Raw genomic sequence first — 19,537 nt, forward strand, 5'->3', positions numbered from 1 at the left:
CGTGCCGTACGTCAGGAGTCGGTCGCCGGAAGCGCCGCCTCGATGATGTCGGCGGCCTGGCGCGTGCCGCCCTCCTTCGCCATCTCCCGCTTGATCTCCTCGCCCCTGCGGGCGACTTCGGGGTCCGCGACGAGCCCGGTGACCGCCTCCCGCAGCGCCTTCGCCGTCGCCTCCTCCATGGAAAGGCGCCGCGCGACGCCGAGCGAGACGAGCGTGTCGGCGTTCCCGAACTGGTCGACGGCCAGCGGTACGGCGACCATCGGCGTACCGGTCGCGAGCCCTTCCTGGCTGCCACCGGCGCCCGCGTGGGTGATGAACGCGTCGGCCTTCTTAAGGATGGCGAGCTGAGGCACCCAGGGATGCACCTCGACGTTGCCGGGGATCTCACCCAGCTCGGACGGATCGACGAACTTGCCGATCTGGAGCACGACATGCCAACCGGGCAGGCCACCGAACGCCTCGACGCATTCTCGGTAGAAGGCGGGCTGTTTGGTGTTCGCCGAGCCGAGCGACACCAGCAGCACCTTCTCGGCCCCCGCCGGCCGCTCCCACTCCCCCTGGTCGGCCCGCTCGCCCTGGCACGCGCCGACGAAGGTGTAGACGGACTCGTCCACCCGGTCGGCGAAAAGCTGAAGTGCCTTCGGGATCAGCACGATCGCGCGATCGGGATGGGCGACGAACCGGTCCACGGGAACGCCCATGCCGTTCTCGTCCAGCCACGCCTGGAAGCGCGCGAGATAGGCCCGGCCGCGCTCGGACCCGGCGAGCTGGGCGTTCTGGGGGGCGGCGACCTCTTCGTCGTACCCCTCCCAGGCGACCAGGTTCGGTGAGAGCTGGATGTACGGGACGCCCCAGCGGCGGGCCAGGATCGGCGCCGGGTAGGACGTGATGTCGCTGATGACGAGATCGGGGCGGTCGTTCTCGAACGCCTCGGCCAGTTGCGGCAGCGCCTGCACCCCGTCGGCGAGGAAGGGCTCCAGATTGTCGATCAGCTCGGTGCCCCACGCGTCGGCGTCGTCCATCGGCAGGGTGGACGTGTAGATCACCGGCTCGGCGCCGGTGCCGGCGACCTTGTCGGCGAACGCGGCGGGGATGGCGTAACTGACGCGATGCCCTCGGGCGACGAGTTCCCTGATGACTTCGAGGCTCGGGTTCACGTGCCCGTGGGCGGCGATGGAGAACATGGCGATATGGGCACGGTGTGGTGACGTCATGCCCACACCGTAACATCAAACGAGACGAGACGTCTCGTTCAACTTCAAGTGCAGGGTCAGCCACGCCGCCGGTGGCACGAACGCGACGATCGCGGTGCGGTCGACACCCGCCGTCTCGAACGCCGCGTCGAGCCGCCGCCGCGCGTGGCCGGCCCGGCGCAGCGACGCGTACAGCGATCCGCCGACCCCGGAGAAGCCCACCTCGACCAGCCGCCGGTAGTCGGCGAGTTGAGCGGTGGGCAGCAGCGGGCGCGGGCGCCGTTCGAGGCGCAGGATGGCCGCGTCCACGCGCGGCACCGGACGGAACTCCCGGCGTCCGACGCGGCCGAGCAGCAGCCACTCGACGTACGGCCAGGTCTCCACCGTCCGCAGCGACCAGCGTCCGAAGTCGCCGGTGCGCTTGCGGGCGTACTCGAGCTGGGTGATGAGCGTCGCGTCGGTCAGCGCGGGCGCGCGCAGACACCAGTCGACGATGTCGGCGGTACGCGAGAAGGGCACGTTACCGACGACGGCGAAGGGTTCACGCGGCGGGCGTACGGTGACGAAGTCCCGCTCGTACACCCGCACATGGGGTGCGGCGGCGAAGGTGGAGCGCAGTTCCGGGACGAGCCCGGCGTCGATCTCGTACGCGCGCAGCTCGCGGCAGTGCGGTGCGAGCGCGGTGGTCAACGCGCCCTTCCCCGGGCCGACTTCGAGCAGCAGCCCGGCGGGGTCGGGGCGGGCGGCGCGTACGACGCGGGCGGCGGTGGCGCGGTCGGTGAGGAAGTTCTGCGAGAGCGTGCGGGATCGGCGGTGCTGCTGGCTGCGGGCCATGACCTGCGTCCTGTCTCCTGAAAGGGCTTCGTGGGCAGACGAAGGCCCTGACCGGAGCAGGGTGAGGCGGCGCACGGATCATGGATCGGTGCGCGCGGGGGCGACGGCGAGTCAGCGGTCGAAGATCCCCGGACCGGTCAGGGCGCCGGGACGCGCCGCAGCCGGGTGAAGGCGGCGACGGAACCCCGGACGGAGCCGGTCTCTACGATCGCCATGAAGTTGCTACCCATACCCCGGACGCTAGACGAACCGGATCGTCTCGGACAACCGATATTTCCCGCCGCCGGAACACGCGCGGACGTAGAGATCGGCCCGTCGGCTCCGACCTCGCTGTAAGACGTCCACCAAGGACGTACGAGACGCGAGATACGAGTGACGAGGAGTGGAGCGGTCATGGGACTGCCAGTGGTGCATTTCGAGATCGTCGGCGCCGACCCCGCGAAGTTGCGCGCCTTCTACGGAGAGCTGTTCGGGTGGGACTTCGCCGTGGGGGACGCGAGCACGCTGACGGTGTCGCGGCCGGGCGAGTACGGCTTCGTGAACGGCGCCGCGAACCCCGTACGGGGCGACGGCGCGAACGGGCGTGTGCCCGGCATCAACGGCGGCGTCGCCGGTGGGGCGGGCTTCCGGCCGCAGGTCCTGTTCTACATCGGCGTACCCGACGTGGAAGCCGCGCTCCGGCAGGCCGAGGCCCTTGGCGGGACACGCCGGATGGGCCCCGAGCCCGCGCGGCCCGAGCCCGGCGCGCTGGTGGTCGGGCACTTCGCCGACCCCGAGGGCAACGTCGTCGGCCTCGCCGGGACGGCCTGAGTGACGGTGCGTGACCGGCCCCGTACCGTACATCCGGAAGACGGGGAGTCGAGATGAAGTATCTGATCATGATCTACAGCAACCCCAAGAGCTGGGGTCACCCGGCCTTCCTCCGTACCCGCGAAGCCCTCGCGATGTCGGACGAGGAGCGGGCCGAGATGAGCGAGCAGGCCGACGTGCTCCGGCAGGAGATCACCACGTCCGGCGAGCTGATCAGCGGCACCGCGCTGGCCGACCCGGTGAACACGAAGTCGGTACGGGTACGGGACGGTCTGCCCGCCACCACGGACGGGCCGTACATCGAGGCCAAGGAGCAGTTGGCCGGTTACTTCGTGGTCGACTGCGACAGCCAGGAGCGGGCCACCGAGATCGCGGCACGCTTCCCGGACGCGCGGTTCGCCGCCGTCGAGGTACGCCCGATCATGGACACATCCGGCCAGGAGATGTGAGCACGGGCGAGCCTGGGGGCGCCGGCGACAGCGAGCGCGTCGAGGATCTGCTGCGCCCGCTGGTGCCGCGCGTCCTCGCCGCGCTCGCGCGTCGCCACGACGACTTCGAGGCCGCCGAGGACGCCGTACAAGAAGCGCTGCTGGCCGCCGCCGTCCAGTGGCCGAAGGACGGCGTGCCCAGGAGCCCGGACGGCTGGCTGGTCACCGTCGCGTCGCGCAGGCTGACCGACCACATCCGCAGCGAGGCGGCCGACCGGCGGCGGGAGGAGGCGGTCGCCGCGCGGACCCCGGCCGACGAGTGGTTCGCACCCGCCGCCGACGAACCGGCCCACGAGGACGACACGCTCACCCTGCTCTTTCTCTGCTGTCACCCCGCCCTCACACCACCGTCCCGGATCGCGCTCACGCTGCGCGCCGTGGGCGGGCTGTCCACGGCGGAGATCGCCCGCGCCTTCCTGGTCCCCGAGGCGACGATGGCCCAGCGCATCGGCCGCGCCAAGCAGCGTGTGAAGGCGGCGGGCGCGCGATTCGACATGCCGCCGCCCGACGAACTGCCCGACCGGCAGCGCTCGGTGCTCCATGTCCTCTACCTGATCTTCAACGAGGGCTACACCGCCACCTCGGGGCCCGCTCTGCGCCGTGGCGAGCTGACGGGCGAGGCGATCCGGCTGACCAGGACCGTACGCCGCCTGCTCCGCGCTGACAGCCTGGCCGGTGCGCACGGCGTCATGGCCGGTGAGACCGCCGGACTCCTCGCCCTGATGCTGCTCACGGACGCCCGCCGCGCGGCTCGCACCGGCCCTGACGGCTCCCTCGTCCCGCTCGCGGAGCAGGACCGGACACTGTGGGACCGGGCCTCCATCGAGGAGGGCGTCGCCCTGATCTCGCAGACGCTGACGCGCGCCGAACTCGGCCCGTACCAAGTACAGGCGGCGATCGCCGCCGTGCACGCGGAGGCGGTACGCGCCGAGGACACCGACTGGCGGCAGATCGTCGGCCTCTACCGGCTCCTCGAGGCGCTCGCGCCCAATCCGGTGGTCACGCTCAACCACGCCGTCGCCGTATCGATGGTCTGCGGCCCGCGCGCCGGACTCGCCCTGCTCGAACCGCTGGACGGCGACGAGCGGTTGAGGGGGTTTCACCGGCTGTACGCGGTCCGGGCCCACCTGCTGGAGCGGGCCGGCGACCGCGAGGGCGCGCTCGCCGACTACCGTACGGCGGCCCGGCTCACCACCAGCCTCCCCGAACAGCGCTACCTCCACGACCGCGCGGCCCGCCTGGAAGCGGCCCGCCTCGACTCCCCGTAAAGATCAGCGCTGATAGCGGGCCAGCACCAGATTGCCGTCCTTCACCAGCCGTTTCTCCAGCTCGGCGCGGTCGATCGCGCCGCTGTAGTACTCCTGGAGCGCCGGGGTGGCGACCTTGTCCTTCCACTCCGGATAGCCGCGCACCGTCTGCGCGGGCGCCGGCAGCAGGTCGCGGGCGAGCGCGGCGCCGGTGCCCCAGCCGTCCTTCTCGGTGTGCAGGGACGGATCGGTGAGCGCCGCCGTACCGGTGGGCAGCATCCAGTCGCCCCGGGCCAGGCGGACCATGTTCTGCGGCTGGAGCAGGAAGTCGATGAAGGCGACGGCCTCTTCCTTGTGCCGGGTGTCCTCGGAGACCGACAGGGTCTGCGGGCTGACCCCCTGCGTCGCCCCGTCCGCCCCGGCGGGCGCCGGCAGCACCGTCCACTCGAAGTCCTTCGGCGCCTGCTGGATGATCTGCTGCCGGTACGAGAACCCGAGCGGCACCATCGCGTATGTGCCGCCGAAGAAGCCCGGCAGCGTGTCCGAACCGCCCATGCCGAGCGTGGCGCCCGACGCGCTGCCGTCGCTGTTGACCTGGTCGTGGATGACGGCGGGGACCTCGGCGTCGGCCTCGGTGTACTGGATCGTCACCTTGTCGTCGGCACCCCGGTGAAAGAGCTGCCCGCCGGTCGACCGGCTCAGATTGAGCGTCGCGGAGACCGGGTCCTTGAGCGGCCAGGCCACCCCGTACTCCGCCTGCCCCGGCCCCGGCTTCTGCCCCTCGCCCGCTGTCAGTTCCTTGCTGACCGCCCTGAACTCGGCCCAGGTCCAGGGATTCTCGGCGGTCGGGATCCGCACCCCGGAGGCTTCAAGGATCTTCTTGTTGGCGATCAGCACGCGCGGCTCCTGGAGGAACGGCACGCCGTACACCCCGTCCCCGAACGTCGTGGTCTGCCAACTCCGCTCCGGGATGTCCCGCTTCAGCCGGTCGGGCAGCAGCCCGTCGAGGTCGGCGAGGGAGCCGCCGTACGCGAAGTCGGCGAGGTCGTCGGAGGCGTCATGGATGATGTCGGGCGCCTCACCGCCCTCGAAGGAGGTGAGTAGTTGGTCATGGACGCTGTCCCAACTGCCCTGGACATACTCGACGCGTACGTCGGGGTGGGCGGCGTTCCACTCCTTCACCAGCTCCTTGTTGACGGCGACCGACTCGTCCTGCCAGGCCAGCGACTGGAAGCGCAGGGTGATCCGACCGTCGGAGGAGTCACCGCCCCCGGAGCACCCGCTCAACAGCAGCACGGCGCTCACCGCGCAGGCCGCGATCCGGCTTCTCGTACGCATCAGGTCTTCACCGCCCCGGCGAGCATGCCGCCCGTGATCCGTCGTTGGATGATCGCGAAGATGACGAGTGAGGGGATCGTCGCGAGGAACGCCGCCGCCGCGAGCGGCCCCAGATCGGCGACGCCCTCCGCACCGAGGAAGTGGGTGAGGATCACCGGCAAGGTCTGCTTCTCCGGGGTCTTGAGCAGGACGAGCGCGAAGAAGAACTCGTTCCAGGCGGTGATGAAGGCGAACATCGCGGTGGCGACGATGCCCGGCGCCAGCAGCGGGACCGTGACGGAGACGAGCGTACGGAGCCGGCCGGCGCCGTCGACGGCGGCAGCCTCCTCCAACTCGGCGGGCACGGCCCGTACATAGCCGACCAGCATCCACAGCGCGAACGGCAGGGACCACACCACGTACACCATGATCAGCCCGAACAGCGAGTTGATCAGGTGGAGGTTCTTCAGCACCAGGAACAGCGGGATGATCACCAGGACGAACGGGAACGCCTGACTGACCACGACCCATCCGGTGGCGGCCGTCGCGAGCCTGCTGCGCTGCCGGGCCATCACATAGGCCATCGGGGTCGCGATGACGACGCAGATCAGGGCGGCGGACAGCGCGACGGTGAGGCTGTTGCCGGCGGCCCTGAGCAGCGGCTGCTCGTCGAACGCCTGCCGGAAGTTCTCCAGGGTCGGGCTGTCGGGAATCCAGGTGGGGTGCAGACTGCCCAGCTCACGCGCCGGTTTGAAGGCGGTGGAGATCAGCCACAGGAAGGGGAAGGCGAGAAAGACGAGATAGCACAGGAGCGCGAGGTACTGCCCGGCGCGCGCCGGCTTGCTGGTGCGCAGACTCATTTGTCCTCCCCTGCCTTGAGACGTCCCACCAGATAACAGGCGAGGAGAACGGAGATCACGGCGACCATGACACAGCCCATGGCGGCGGCGTAGCCGAACTGCCCGTAGCGGAACGCCTCTTCGTACGCGAACAGCATGGGCAGCCGGGTCCGGCCGCCGGGTCCGCCGTTGGTCAGCACGTAGACCAGGGCGAAGGAGTTGAAGTTCCAGATGAAATTCAGCGCCGTGATGGCGAGGGCGACCGGCTTGAGCGCGGGCCAGGTGACGGTACGGAACCGGCGCCAGGCGCCCGCGCCGTCCAGCGCCGCCGCCTCGTGCAGTTCGTCCGGGGTGTTCTGGAGTCCGGCGAGGAGCGCGACGGTGGTCTGCGGCATGCCCGCCCAGATGCCGACGACGATCACGGCGGGCAGGGCGGTGGCCAGTCCGGTGAGCCAGTCGCGGCCGTCGCCGAGACCGAAGTCGCGGATCGTCTCGTTGAGGATTCCGGCGTCGGCGTTGTAGACGAGGCGCCACATGATGCCGACGACCACCTCGGGCATGGCCCAGGGGATGATCGCCAGGGCCCGTGCGAGCCAGCGGAAGCGCAGCCGCTGGTTCAGCAGCAGGGCGAGGCCGAGGGCCAGCACGAACTGCGGGACGGTGACGCCGACCGCCCACAGCAGGCCGATCCGGAAGGACTCCCAGAACAGCGTGTCGTGGTACAGGTCCTGGAAGTTGAGCGTCCCGATCCACTCGGTGGGCTCGGTGCGGCCGGACTGCGCGTCGGTGAAGGCGAGGGCGATGCCGTAGAACAGGGGGCCGACGCTGAGTACGAGAATCGGTATCAGGGCCGGCAGCACCAGGAACCAGGCACCGCGGTCGATCACCTTCTCCCGTGGTGGTCTGCCCTCGGGAACTCCCTTGCCGGACCGCGCCTTTGCGGTCGCCAGTGTCACGAATTCGGCTCCTTCGGGCGGCTTTGTGGGGATGGCCGCCCCAGGGCCTGTCCGGCGGATATTCGGGATCGGCCCGGGGCGTCTGGTGCGGTGCATCGCAAGGCGGACGATCGTGCTCGTACTGGACGCACTTGGACGAGTCCGACAACGCACTGAGGTGCCGTGCCAGACGCTCCGGGCTCACGAAGATCCGCCGGACAGGCCCTGGCGGCCCCGTCATCGTGCTGACGGGCGGCGGGTTCGTCAAGCCAACCTGCACGGATGCGAGACTTGGGCGGTGACCGGACCGGTTGACCGGCCACCGGGCCCGGCGGGACTGAGGGAGAGTTCGATGGACGAGGCAGGGGCGCGCGCGGTACTGGACGCCACGGGGCTGCCCGCTGGGCTGTCGCACGATGCCGAGCTGCTGGCGCTGGGCGAGAACGCGGTGTTCGCGACGGGTGACCTGGTCGTCAAGGTCGGCCGGAGCCTCGCCGGCGCCCCGGAGCTGCTGGAGCGCGCCGAGCGTGAACTGGCCGTCGCCGACTGGCTCGCGGCGAACGGCGTCCCGACGGTGCGGGCCGCCGAGCCCAAGGCCCGTACGGTGGAGGGCCACCCGGTCACGCTCTGGCGGCGGCTGCCCGCCGCCGTACGCCCGGCGGGCCCGGCCGATCTGGCGGCGCTGCTCCGGCTCGTCCACGCCCTGCCCGCGCCGCCGTTCGAACTGCCCCGCAGGGAACTGCTCGGCGGTGTGGAGCGGTGGCTGCGGATCGCGGGCGACGCGATCGACCCGGCCGACGCCGACTATCTGCGCGAGCGCAGGGACGGCTTCGCCACCGCGGCGGCGGCGCTCACCCCGCACCTGGCCCCCGGCCCGATCCACGGCGACGCGCTCCCCCGCAACGTCCATGTCGGCCCGGACGGACCGGTCCTGGTCGACCTGGAGACCTTCGCCACCGATCTGCGCGAGCACGACCTGGTGGTGATGGCCCTGTCCCGGGACCGCTACGGCATGGCCTCGGAGGCGTACGACACCTTCACGGACACGTACGGGTGGGACGTACGCGACTGGTCCGGCTGCGCCGTGCTGCGCGGCGCCCGCGAGACGGCGAGCTGCGCGTGGGTGGCGCAGCACGCCCCGACGAACCCGAAGGCGCTGACGGAATTCCGCCGCCGCGTCGCGTCGCTGCGCGACGGTGACCCCGAGGTGCGCTGGTACCCCTTCTGACGGGCTGCCGCTGCGCGGGCTGTTCCCCTACCCGCCCCTTCCCTCAACCGGGGCTGCGCCCCGGGCCCCGTACGGCCTTCGGCCGTGCCCTCAAACGCCGGGCGGGCTGGGTTTCGGGGCTCCGCCCCGGACCCCGCGCCTCAAACGCCGGCGAGGCTGAAGATCGCCCGGCCCGCACCTCAGACACCTGAAGGCTGAACATGCCCGACCCCGCCCCTCAAACGCCGGAGGCGCTGAACAGGCCCGGCCCCGCACCTCAGACACCTGAGGCGCTGAAGATGCCCGACCCGCGCCTCAAACGCCGGCGAGGCTGAACAGGCCCGGCCCCACACCTCAGACACCGGACGGACTGGACATGCGCCGCCCCGCACCTCAGACACCGGACGGACTGAAGATGCCCGGCCCGCGCCTCAAACACCTGAGGCGCTGAACAGGCCCGGCCCGCCCATCAAACGCCGGAGGGGCTGGAGGGTAGCGCCGAAGATGCCGGCACCAACTCCCGTAGCGGCCAGTGCGCGTCCACCAGCGCGTCCGCGTTGCCCTTGCGCCGCAGGAAGCTCTGGAAGTCCGCCGCCCACTCCGCGTACCAGGCGATCTGCCGCTCGTGCAGCGCCGCCGCCGAGAGGGAGCCGACCTGGCGGTGGCGGCCCGCTATCGCCGTCGCCACCCGCACGGCCGCCAGCGCGTCCGCGCCCGCGTCGTGCGCGGTGTCCAGCACCACCCCGTACTCCGTGCAGACCGCCTCCAGATTGCGCTTGCCCCGCCGGTATTTGTCGACGGCGCGATCGATCGTGTACGGATCGATCACCGGGCCGATCGGTCCGCCGCCCACCCGGTCGTTGAGCGACGGCAGTTGATGCCGCGCCAACTCCGCGGCGAGCAGCGTGAGATCGAACGACGCGTTGTACGCCACGACCGGCACGCCCCGCCTCCAGTACCCGGCGAGCGTGGTCGCGATCTCGTCCGTCACCTCACGCGCGGGCCGGCCCTCCGCCGACGCGCGCTCGCTGGTGACGCCGTGGATCGCCGACGCCTGCTCCGGGATCCGGATGCCCGGATCGGCCAGCCAGTCCCACCGCTCCTCCACCGCGCCGTCCCGCACCACGATCACCGCCGCCGTCACGACGCGCGCCTGAAGCGGCTCCGTGCCGGTCGTCTCCAGATCGAATCCGACCAACGGCTCCCCGTGCCAGCCCATCCCGGTCCTCCCTCACGCTTCTCCCCGTTCGACATTCACCTTCGCACGCGGCACTGACAACGCCGGGTGGGTGCCGCCTTGACGTGGCTTCAGCACGCCGACGTGCTCGCGCACCGTCAGGAGACGGGTCGCGAGTCGGCCCACACCGACTCGAATTCCTCGCGGTACGTCTGGAACAGACCGTGCTCCGTGTCCTGGCCGACCCGCACCACATCGCGCCCCGCGCCGCGCAGCACCAGCACCGGCGCCTCCATGCCGCGCGCCCGGCGCAGATAGGTCTGCACGACCGCGAGTCCGTCCGCGCCGTCCCCGTCGACCAGATACGCCGTGAAGCGCGGGGTCTCGTCGAAGACATTGATCTCGAAGGCGCCCGGGTCGCGGAGCCGGGAGCGCACCCGGCGCATATGGAGGATGTTCATCTCCACGGACCGGCTCAGCTCGCCCTTCTTGAGACCCAGTTCGCGTTCGCGGCGCTTGACCGAGCTGCTGGCCGGGTTCAGGAAGAGCAGCCGTATCCGGCAGCCGGACTCGGCGAGCCGTACGAGGCGCCGGCCGGAGAAGTTCTGCACGAGGAGGTTCAGACCTATCCCTACCGCGTCGAGGCGCCGCGCGCCGCCGAAGAGGTCTTCGGCGGGGATCTGCCGCTGGAGCCGCACCCGGTCGGGGTGGACGGAGACCACGTCCGCGTACCGGTCGCCGACCAGGTCCTCCACGGCGTCCACGCGGAGCCGTTCGGCGGACGGCACGGCCGTCCCGCTGCCCAGGATCTCCAGCAGCCGCGCGGAGGCCCGCTCGGCCTGCGCGAGGACGGCCTCGGACAGCGCCCGGTTGCGGGAGACGACGTTACGGGCCACCTCCAGCTCGTCCAGGGCCAGCTCGACATCGCGGCGGTCGTCGAAGTACGGCTGGAAGCCCGGCCAGTGCTGGACCATCAGCTCCCGCAGTTGCGGGAGCGTCAGGAAGCTCAGGACGTTGTCGTCGGCCGGGTCCAGCAGATAGCCCTTGCGGCGGGAGACCTCGCGGACGGCGACGGCGCGCTGGACCCACTCCTGGCCCGCCGGTCCGGCGGCGGCCACCACCCAGTCGTCGCCGTGCACCGGCTCGTAGATCGGCTTGAGGATCGCCGAGACGACGGCCCGGAGCCGCTGTTCGACAAGATTCAGCCAGATGTAGGCCCGGCCGGCCCGCTGGGCGCGCGTACGCACCTCGGTCCATGCCTCCGGACCCCAGTCCAGTTCCGCCCCGATCTCCATCGGCCGTGCGAGGGAGACCGCTCCGGGCGGGATGTCGCCGGAAACCCCCTCATGACCTGGGTCACCTGGGGGTAGCTCCAGCCCTCCCGAGCTCACCCGCGCACCGCCTTCCCTCCCCTTTCAACGATCAAGGAAGGGTACTGCGCAAAGGGGAGGAGGTGCAGCCGGATGCACAGGCTCGTTTCTCAACTCCCCTGGCTCGGGCGGGCGTTCTGTGTGCCGATCTCGGCCGGAGTGGGATGATTCATAGTCATTGGGCCTGGTGACGGATGGTCGGCCAAGTGGCGGCGTATGGCTTGAATCCGGCCATATGCGACGCGGGACACGGTCCGGCAACGGGGTGACGCGCCGGGAACCCGAAGTTGACCCGCCGGGCCGGACGGGCCGCTTCCGGCCCGGCTTCCGCACGGGCCTCCTAGGAGGTTGCGCCTCTTTCGGGGAGTATCTGGTCGAGGAAAGCCCCCAGCACCCGGATCAGAAGTGGAAGAGTCATATCTATGCAGGTCTGGCCGGGACAGACGTATCCCCTCGGCGCCACGTACGACGGCGCCGGAACCAACTTCGCGGTCTACTCAGAGGCCGCGCACCGGATCGAGTTGTGCCTTCTGCACGACGACGGTTCAGAAACGGCGGTGGAGCTGCGCGAGGCGGACGCCTTCGTCCGGCATGCCTATCTGCCGGGCATCATGCCCGGTCAGCGGTACGGCTTCCGGGTCCACGGGCCGTACGAGCCCGAGAACGGGCAGCGCTGCAATTCGGCGAAGCTGCTCCTGGACCCGTACGCCCGCGCGATCAGCGGCAGCATCGACTGGAACGAGTCGGTGTACGGCTACCACTTCGGCAGGCCGGACTCGCGCAACGACATGGACTCGGCGCCGCACACGATGACGGCCGTCGTGGTCAACCCGTACTTCGACTGGGGCGACGACCGCCGCCCGCGTACCGACTACCACCGCACCGTCATCTACGAGGCCCATGTGAAGGGCCTGACGATGCTGCACCCCGACCTGCCGGAGGAGCTGCGCGGTACGTACGCGGGCCTGGCCCATCCGGCGGTGATCGAACATCTCACCGAGCTGGGCGTCACCGCGCTGGAAATAATGCCGGTGCATCAGTTCGTCAACGACCACCGGCTGGTGGACGCCGGCCTCAACAACTACTGGGGCTACAACACCATCGGCTTCTTCGCCCCGCACAACAGCTACGCCTCCTGGGGAGACCGCGGCGAGCAGGTGCTGGAGTTCAAGCAGGCGGTGAAGGCGCTGCACGAGGCGGGCATCGAAGTGATCCTCGATGTCGTCTACAACCACACGGCGGAGGGCAATCATCTGGGCCCGACCCTCTCCTTCAGGGGCCTCGACAACGCCTCCTACTACCGGCTGGGCGCCGACAACCCGCGCTACTACACGGACACCACCGGCACCGGAAACTCGCTCCTGATGCGCAGTCCGCACGTGCTCCAATTGATCATGGACTCGCTGCGGTACTGGGTGGAGGAGATGCATGTCGACGGCTTCCGCTTCGACCTCGCCGCGACACTGGCCCGGCAGTTCCACGAGGTGGACCGGCTCTCGTCGTTCTTCGACCTGGTCCAGCAGGACCCGGTGGTCTCTCAGGTGAAGCTGATCGCCGAGCCGTGGGACGTGGGCGAGGGCGGCTACCAGGTGGGCAACTTCCCGCCGCTGTGGACCGAGTGGAACGGCAAGTACCGCGACACGGTCCGCGATCTGTGGCGGGGCGAGCCGCGCACCCTGGCGGAGTTCGCGTCCCGGCTCACCGGGTCGTCCGACCTCTACCAGGACGACGGGCGGCGCCCGCTGGCGTCCATCAACTTCACCACCTGCCACGACGGCTTCACCCTGCACGACCTGGTCGCCTACAACGACAAGCACAACGAGGCGAACGGCGAGGGCAACAGGGACGGCGAGAGCCACAACCGCTCGTGGAACTGCGGGGCGGAGGGAGAGACCGACGATCCGCAGGTGCTGGAGCTGCGCGACCGTCAGGTGCGCAACTTCATCGCGACGCTGATGCTGTCCCAGGGCGTGCCGATGCTCAGTCACGGCGACGAGTTCGGCCGTACGCAGAGCGGCAACAACAACGCGTACTGCCAGGACAACGAGGTCTCCTGGGTGCACTGGCCGAAGAAGGGCGACGAGAAGAACAAGGGGCTGCTCGCCTTCACCCAGACCATGGTCTGGCTGCGGCGCGACCATCCGGTGTTCCGGCGGCGCCGGTTCTTCCACGGCCGTCCGGTGGAGGGGACGCACGACGAGCTGTCGGACATCTCGTGGTTCACCCCTGAGGGTGAAGAGATGATCCAGGGCGACTGGCAGGCGACCGACGCGAAGGCCATGACGGTCTTCCTGAACGGGCAGGCCATCTCGGAGCCGGGACCGCGCGGTGAGCGGATCTTCGACGACTCGTTCCTGCTGATGTTCAACGCGAGCGCGGAGACGCTGGAATTCGCCGTGCCCGCGAATCACGGCAGCCAGTGGCGCGTCGTCGTGGACACGTCCCGTCCGGAGGGCGTACCGCCGGGCGACGGTCCGAAGGTGGACGCGGGCGAGCGGATCACGATGATCGGCCGCAGCATGACCGTGCTGATGCGGTCGGTGTAGAGGGGGCCGAGTACGGGGGCGGGGACCGGGGCGGGGGTACGTCGACACGTACCCCCGCCCTCCTCCCCCCGGCCGGTCCTGGCACGTCCTGGCACGTCCGGGCACGTCCGGCCATGGCGAGTAGCTGCCGAATGTATGAGCGGATGACACAGAACCGGCTCAGCGGGGTACGTACGTTCGCATGACGCCCTCTGCCACCTACCGACTCCAGCTCCAGCCGGACTTCCCGTTCGCCGCCGCCGCCAAGGCCGTGCCGTACGTGGCCGCGCTCGGGGTCTCGCATCTGCATCTGTCACCGGTGCTGGAGGCCGTGCCGGGCTCTGCCCACGGGTACGACGTCGTGGACCACACACGTGTGCGCGCCGAGCTGGGGGGCGAGGAGGGGCTGCGGCAGCTCGCCCACCGGGCCCGCGAGTACGGGCTTGGGATCGTCCTGGACATCGTCCCCAACCACATGGCGACCGCGCCCCGGCACAACAAGGCCCTGTGGGAGGTGCTGCGTGAGGGTCCGGCGTCCCCGTACGCGCGCTGGTTCGACATCGACTGGGAGGCGGGCGGCGGGAAGCTCCTGCTGCCAGTGCTGCCGGGCCCGGTCGGCGGTGAACTCGCCGCACTGCGCGTCGAGGACGGTGCGTTGCACCACGGCGACCAGCGTTTCCCGCTCGCCGACGGTACGGAGGACCTGCCGCTGCCCGCGCTCCTGGACGCCCAGCACTACCGGCCCGCCTGGTGGCGGCTGGGCCGTACGGATCTCAACTACCGGCGCTTCTTCACCATTTCGGAGCTGATCGGGGTGCGGGTGGAGGATCCGGAGGTCTTCGCCGCGACCCATGCCAAGATCCTCGAACTCGTCAGGGACGGGGTCGTCGACGGTCTGCGTATCGACCATCCGGACGGTCTGGCCGACCCGGAGGAGTATCTGCGCCGGCTCAACGAGGCGACGGGCGGCGCCTGCTGGACGGTGGTGGAGAAGATCCTCACCGGCGACGAGCCGCTGCCCGCGAGCTGGCCGGTGGCCGGCACGACGGGTTACGACGCGCTGCACCACATCGACGGGCTGTTCACCGACCCGGCCGGTGCCGACGAACTGGCGCGCCGTTTCCGGGACTTCTCGGGGCCCGCCGGCGACCGGGGCGGCTACTGGGAAGCGACCGTACGGCGCGCGATGTACAAGGTCGTCATCGAGGAGCTGGCCGCCGAGACCGCGGCGCTGGCCCGCATCGCGGAGCGGATCTGCGCGGCGGACGTCGCGCTGCGCGACCACGCGCCGTGGGCGCTGCGGACGGCGATCCGGGAGCTGCTGGTACGGGTGCCCGTGTACCGGCCCTACACGGTCGCGGGCGGGCCGTGCCGGGAGTCCGACGAGGCGGCGGTGCCGGTGGAGGCCGCGCGGCAGGCGAAGGCGGCGTTCGCGGTGCCGCAGGAGGCGGCGGCGGTGGACGTCGTACGGGAACTGGCGCTGGGCCGGCTCGGCGGCGGGCCCGACCGGACGGCGTTCTGCGCGCGTTTCGCCCAGACGTCGTCGGCGCTGCGTGCCAAGGCGGTGGAGGACACGGCGTTCTACCGCCATGTGCCGCTGCTGTCGGCGAACGAGGTCGGCGGCGATCCGGGGCGGCCCGCGGTGAGCCCGGAGCGCTTCCACGGCTACTGTGCCCGCCTCGCCCGCGACTGGCCGGCCACCGGCACCGTACTGACCACGCACGACACCAAGCGCAGCGCGGACGTACGGGCCAGGATCGCCGTCCTGTCCGAGTGCCCCGACCGGTGGGACGCGCTGCTGCGCCAACTGGCGGGGGTCGCCGCGCCGGACGCCCAACTGGCCTGGCAGGCCTGGCAGACGGCTGTGGGCTTCACCTCGGTGGAGGCGCCGCCGGACGGCGCGCGGATGGAGCCGGCGCTGCTGAAGGCCGTACGGGAGGCGGGGCTGCACACCAGTTGGACGGAGCCGGACCCGGTGTACGAACAGGCGGTACGGGACTTCGTCGCGGTGGGTCCGGCGGGCCGGCCGCGCGAGGCGGTGGCCCGCCTGGCCCGTGAACTCGCCCCGCACGTCAGGGCGAACGTGCTCGGGGCGGCGCTGGTACATCTCACGATGCCGGGGGTGCCGGACATCTACCAGCGGACGGAGCGGGAGTATCTGGCCCTGGTCGACCCGGACAACCGCGAACGTTTCCGTACGGGCCCGCCGGACGAGAAGACAGTGCTCACGGTGGCGGCGCTGCAATTGCGCCGCGAACGCCCGCACGCCTTCGCGGAGTCGGCGACGTACACCCCGCTGACGGCGACGGGCCCGGCGGCGGACCACTGCACGGCGTTCTCCCGCTCGGGTGAGGTGATCTCGGCGGTCACGCGTCTGTCCCTGCGTCTGGCGGCGTCGGGCGGCTGGTCGGGCACGGTGCTGGAGCTGCCGGCGGGCCGCTGGACGGACGCGCTGTCCCCGGACCGCGAATTCCCGGGCGGTCCGATCTCCCTGACGGAACTGCTGTCGACGGGCCCGGTGGCGCTCCTGTCGCGCCGCGAGTAGCCCTGCCGGGCGGGGAACGGCGTCTGCCACGGGCCCGGTGGCGTGGGAGGGGGTGGTCGACCTACGGGTCCACGTTCTGCGGGTGCCCCCAGAGCGTGTCCGGAAGGGAGCGCCGTCCGCCCGCAGGGCGGGCCCACAGCATCCGGTGCGCGCGAAGGGGGCACCTGCGGGCAAGGCGGGACTCGGAAGAAGGGCCCAGGCCCACTTCGGGAAGGAGCGCCCCATCCGCCCGCCGCGGCGCGGCTGATGTCTCCATCGGTGCGCGCGATGGCAAGGCGGAGGATCGACCGCGTACGGGCGCACGTGGGCGACTCCGACAACGCGCCGAGGGCCTCCCGTGCCCCCCTCTGCGGCTATGGGGGAGCGCCAGGCGGGACTCCTCCAACACGGCCCTGCGCCCCGACATCCTCCCGCGGGATCGCCAACGCGCGCGCGGGGCGAGCACGTCATCGCCCTCGTACCGCAGCGTCTGCCGCATCAGCTCGGCGATCTGTTCGTGCGGGCCTGCCTTCGCAGACCGCCCCGCGCGGCGCGGCCTGCGAACCGCTCGCGTCGTACGTCAGACCACCCGCCCCGACGGGAGTCGCCCCGCGCCCACCGTCCACTCCCCCGCCCTCAGCAGCTCCACGAACGCCGACGCCGCCCCCACCAACGGCACCCGCGAGAAGGCGGTCAGCGGGCGCCGCCAGGTGTCGTCCACCCGGACGACCACGCAGTCCTCGCCGACCGCCCCCCGCACGACGTGCGACGGCGCCGTGACCAGGCCCACCCCCGCAGCCGCCATGCGGACCGCCGTCGACGTGTGCTCGGTGCGGACCGCCGTGCGCGGTACGAAGCCGGCCGCCTCGCACGCCCAGTCCAGGAACTCGCGCCCCTCGACCACCGGTTCCATCGCGCACCGCACCCATGCGCGGTCGGAGAGTTCGGCGAGGCGGACCGAGGCGCGGCCCGCAAGCGGGTCGTCGAAGGGGACGACCAGGACGATCTCCTCCTCGCCGACCTCGGCCACGGGTCCCGCCCACTCCTTCGGCGCCGGGCCCACCGCCAGATCCGCCGTGCCGCGTTCGACGTGATCTTCCAAGGAGGCCGCCGTCGCGTACTCGTGCAGATGCAGCACGACTCCGGGATGCTCCCGCCCCCAGGTGGCGAACACCTCGGGCAGGATGCCGACAGCGACCGCGTGCAGCGCGGCGACATGCAGCTCACCGCCCTGCGCGCCCGCCGCCGCCCGCGCGGCACGCCGCGCCTGGGCGGCGCTGCGGACCGCCAGTTCGGCGTGCGGCAGATAGGCGCGGCCCATCGGGGTCAGCCGCACGCCGCGCGTCATCCGTTCCAGGAGCGGACCGCCGACAGACTTCTCCAGGGCCTTGATCTGGTGGGAGAGCGCGGGCTGGGTGACATGGAGGAGTTCGGACGCCCTGGTGAAGGACGACTCCTCGACAACGGCGAGGAAGTACTCCATCTGTCGCAGGCTCATCGGCATCCCCTCCCTTTGCCATGACCGTTGTGCATCGCAATGACAGAAACATTGCCTTGGACCAATGGCAAGCGTGCGACAGAGGCTGGGCGCATGACCCGGATGACAGCGACGAACAGCCCGGACGTGATCGTCATCGGCGGCGGCACCGGCGGTTACTCGACCGCCCTGCGCGCCGCCGCCCTCGGCCTGACGGTGGTCCTCGCCGAGCGCGACAAGATCGGCGGCACATGTCTGCACCGCGGCTGTATCCCCAGCAAGGCGATGCTGCACGCCGCCGAACTCGTGGACGGCATCGCCGAGGCCCGTGAGCGCTGGGGCGTGAAGGCGACTCTCGACTCGGTGGACTGGCCCGCGCTGGTCGCCACCAGGGACGACATCGTCTCCCGCAACCACAAGGGCGTGGAGGGGCATCTGGCGCATGCCGGGGTCCAAGTGGTGCGCGGCAGCGCCCGGTTGACCGGGCGGCCCCGCACTGTACGCGTCGAGGGCCACGGCAGCGGCAGCGACCTCACCGACCTCACCGACCTCACCGCGCGCCTCGGCGTCGTCCTGGCCACCGGCTCACGCCCCCGTACGCTGCCGGGCCTGGCACCCGATGGGCACCGCGTCGTCACCAGCGACGACGCGCTGTTCGCGCCGGGGCTGCCCGCCTCGGTGCTGGTGCTCGGCGGTGGCGCGATCGGCGTCGAGTACGCCTCGTTCCACCGGTCCATGGGCGCCGAGGTCACCCTGGTCGAGGCGGCCGACCGCCTCGTACCCCTGGAGGACGCCGACGTCAGCCGTCACCTCACGCGCGGTCTGAAGAAGCGCGGCATCGATGTGCGGGTGGGCGCCCGCCTGGAGGATGCCGTCGTGCTCGATGACGGGGTGCGCGCCACCGTACGGACGGCGCGGGGCGAGGCCCGTACCGTCGAGGCTTCGCGGCTGCTGGTCGCCGTCGGCCGCGAGCCGGTCACGGACGGTCTGGATCTCACGGCGGCCGGGCTGACCACCGACGACCGTGGCCATGTCGCCCCCGCCGACTGGTCTCGCCTCGAAACCGCCGTCACGGGCGTCCATGTCGTCGGTGACCTGCTGCCGCCGCCCTCACTCGGGCTGGCGCACGCCTCGTTCGCCGAGGGTCTGCTCGTGGCCGAGACGCTGGCCGGGGCCCGCCCGCAGCCGGTCGACTACGCGGTGGTCCCCCGGGTCACGTACTCCAGCCCGCAGACGGCGGCCGTCGGCCTGTCGGAGGCGCAGGCCCGCGACCGCGGACACGACGTGGTGGTCAACACCATGCCGCTGACGGCCGTGGCCAAGGGCATGGTGCACGGTCAGGGCGGGGTGGTGAAGGTGGTCGCCGAGCGCGGCGGCCGGGTCCTCGGTGTCCATCTCGTCGGGCCGAACGTCTCCGAGATGATCGCCGAGAGCCAACTGATCGTCGGCTGGGACGCGGAACCGTCCGACGTGGCGCGGCACATCCACGCACACCCCACGCTCTCCGAGGCGGTCGGTGAGACGTTCCTGACGCTGGCGGGACGCGGGCTGCACCAGCGCTGATACCAGGGCCGTCGCGTCTCCCGGCAGCGCC

At 71.2% G+C, this 19,537-nt stretch carries 15 protein-coding genes; 7 read left to right on the forward strand and 8 right to left on the reverse strand.

Annotation, left to right across the window (positions count from 1 at the left end; translation table 11 throughout):
* Nucleotides 1-11 precede the first annotated feature (11 nt).
* Together mgt and erm are read right to left on the reverse strand one after the other, a co-directional pair.
* Nucleotides 12-1,214, reverse strand: coding sequence for a macrolide-inactivating glycosyltransferase (mgt, locus tag OG329_RS07230; RefSeq protein ID WP_405793498.1), 1,203 nt, complete (start codon nt 1,212-1,214; stop codon nt 12-14).
* 15 nt (nt 1,215-1,229) lie between these two features.
* A complete protein-coding gene (erm, locus tag OG329_RS07235) occupies nt 1,230-2,027 on the reverse strand; it encodes an ErmE/ErmH/ErmO/ErmR family 23S rRNA (adenine(2058)-N(6))-methyltransferase (RefSeq protein ID WP_405793499.1) in 798 nt (265 codons plus the stop codon).
* Nucleotides 2,028-2,420: 393 nt separating this feature from the next.
* Between erm and OG329_RS07240 the strand changes: the two genes are divergently transcribed.
* Genes OG329_RS07240 through OG329_RS07250 form a run of 3 tightly spaced genes read left to right on the forward strand, consistent with a single transcriptional unit; the run spans nt 2,421 to nt 4,593 of the window.
* The gene (locus OG329_RS07240) at nt 2,421-2,837 is read left to right on the forward strand and encodes a VOC family protein (protein ID WP_405793500.1); all 417 of its coding nucleotides are present in this window, start codon (nt 2,421-2,423) and stop codon (nt 2,835-2,837) included.
* Between the two features lie 53 nt (nt 2,838-2,890).
* The gene (locus tag OG329_RS07245) at nt 2,891-3,286 is read left to right on the forward strand and encodes a YciI family protein (protein WP_405793501.1); all 396 of its coding nucleotides are present in this window, start codon (nt 2,891-2,893) and stop codon (nt 3,284-3,286) included.
* Nucleotides 3,283-4,593: an RNA polymerase sigma factor gene (locus tag OG329_RS07250; protein ID WP_405793502.1), complete on the forward strand. Its 1,311-nt coding sequence runs from the start codon at nt 3,283-3,285 to the stop codon at nt 4,591-4,593. Before OG329_RS07245 ends, OG329_RS07250 begins: the two co-directional genes overlap by 4 nt.
* A gap of 3 nt (nt 4,594-4,596) precedes the next feature.
* Here the strand turns inward: OG329_RS07250 and OG329_RS07255 are convergent, their stop codons facing one another.
* The 3 genes from OG329_RS07255 to OG329_RS07265 are packed head-to-tail and all read right to left on the reverse strand — an operon-like array spanning nt 4,597 to nt 7,684.
* Nucleotides 4,597-5,910 (reverse strand): ABC transporter substrate-binding protein, encoded by a 1,314-nt coding sequence (locus OG329_RS07255; protein WP_405793503.1) that lies wholly within the window; start codon nt 5,908-5,910, stop codon nt 4,597-4,599.
* The gene (locus OG329_RS07260; RefSeq protein WP_405793504.1) at nt 5,910-6,749 is read right to left on the reverse strand and encodes a carbohydrate ABC transporter permease; all 840 of its coding nucleotides are present in this window, start codon (nt 6,747-6,749) and stop codon (nt 5,910-5,912) included. Before OG329_RS07260 ends, OG329_RS07255 begins: the two co-directional genes overlap by 1 nt.
* On the reverse strand, nt 6,746-7,684 hold the full coding sequence (locus OG329_RS07265) for a carbohydrate ABC transporter permease (protein ID WP_405793505.1): 939 nt from the start codon (nt 7,682-7,684) through the stop codon (nt 6,746-6,748). Before OG329_RS07265 ends, OG329_RS07260 begins: the two co-directional genes overlap by 4 nt.
* A gap of 331 nt (nt 7,685-8,015) precedes the next feature.
* Between OG329_RS07265 and OG329_RS07270 the strand changes: the two genes are divergently transcribed.
* The gene (locus tag OG329_RS07270) at nt 8,016-8,891 is read left to right on the forward strand and encodes a phosphotransferase enzyme family protein (RefSeq protein ID WP_405793506.1); all 876 of its coding nucleotides are present in this window, start codon (nt 8,016-8,018) and stop codon (nt 8,889-8,891) included.
* A gap of 448 nt (nt 8,892-9,339) precedes the next feature.
* Here the strand turns inward: OG329_RS07270 and OG329_RS07275 are convergent, their stop codons facing one another.
* The gene (locus OG329_RS07275; protein WP_405793507.1) at nt 9,340-10,089 is read right to left on the reverse strand and encodes a 3'-5' exonuclease; all 750 of its coding nucleotides are present in this window, start codon (nt 10,087-10,089) and stop codon (nt 9,340-9,342) included.
* Between the two features lie 116 nt (nt 10,090-10,205).
* A complete protein-coding gene (locus OG329_RS07280) occupies nt 10,206-11,438 on the reverse strand; it encodes an SAV2148 family HEPN domain-containing protein (protein WP_405793508.1) in 1,233 nt (410 codons plus the stop codon).
* A 401-nt stretch (nt 11,439-11,839) separates the two neighbouring features.
* On the opposite strand from OG329_RS07280, the gene glgX reads away from it, so the two are divergent.
* Nucleotides 11,840-13,963 carry a glycogen debranching protein GlgX gene (glgX, locus tag OG329_RS07285; RefSeq protein WP_405793509.1) on the forward strand — a complete coding sequence of 708 codons (2,124 nt, stop codon included), beginning with the start codon at nt 11,840-11,842 and terminating at the stop codon, nt 13,961-13,963.
* Between the two features lie 181 nt (nt 13,964-14,144).
* Nucleotides 14,145-16,487, forward strand: coding sequence for a malto-oligosyltrehalose synthase (gene treY / locus OG329_RS07290; RefSeq protein WP_405793510.1), 2,343 nt, complete (start codon nt 14,145-14,147; stop codon nt 16,485-16,487).
* Nucleotides 16,488-17,046: 559 nt separating this feature from the next.
* Here treY and OG329_RS07295 read toward each other — a convergent pair.
* The gene (locus OG329_RS07295; protein ID WP_405793511.1) at nt 17,047-17,964 is read right to left on the reverse strand and encodes a LysR family transcriptional regulator; all 918 of its coding nucleotides are present in this window, start codon (nt 17,962-17,964) and stop codon (nt 17,047-17,049) included.
* Nucleotides 17,965-18,066: 102 nt separating this feature from the next.
* On the opposite strand from OG329_RS07295, the gene lpdA reads away from it, so the two are divergent.
* Nucleotides 18,067-19,506: a dihydrolipoyl dehydrogenase gene (lpdA, locus tag OG329_RS07300; RefSeq protein WP_405801695.1), complete on the forward strand. Its 1,440-nt coding sequence runs from the start codon at nt 18,067-18,069 to the stop codon at nt 19,504-19,506.
* The last annotated feature ends 31 nt before the right edge of the window (nt 19,507-19,537 follow it).

The organism is Streptomyces sp. NBC_01506, from assembly GCF_045040295.1.
GTDB lineage: Bacteria > Actinomycetota > Actinomycetes > Streptomycetales > Streptomycetaceae > Streptomyces.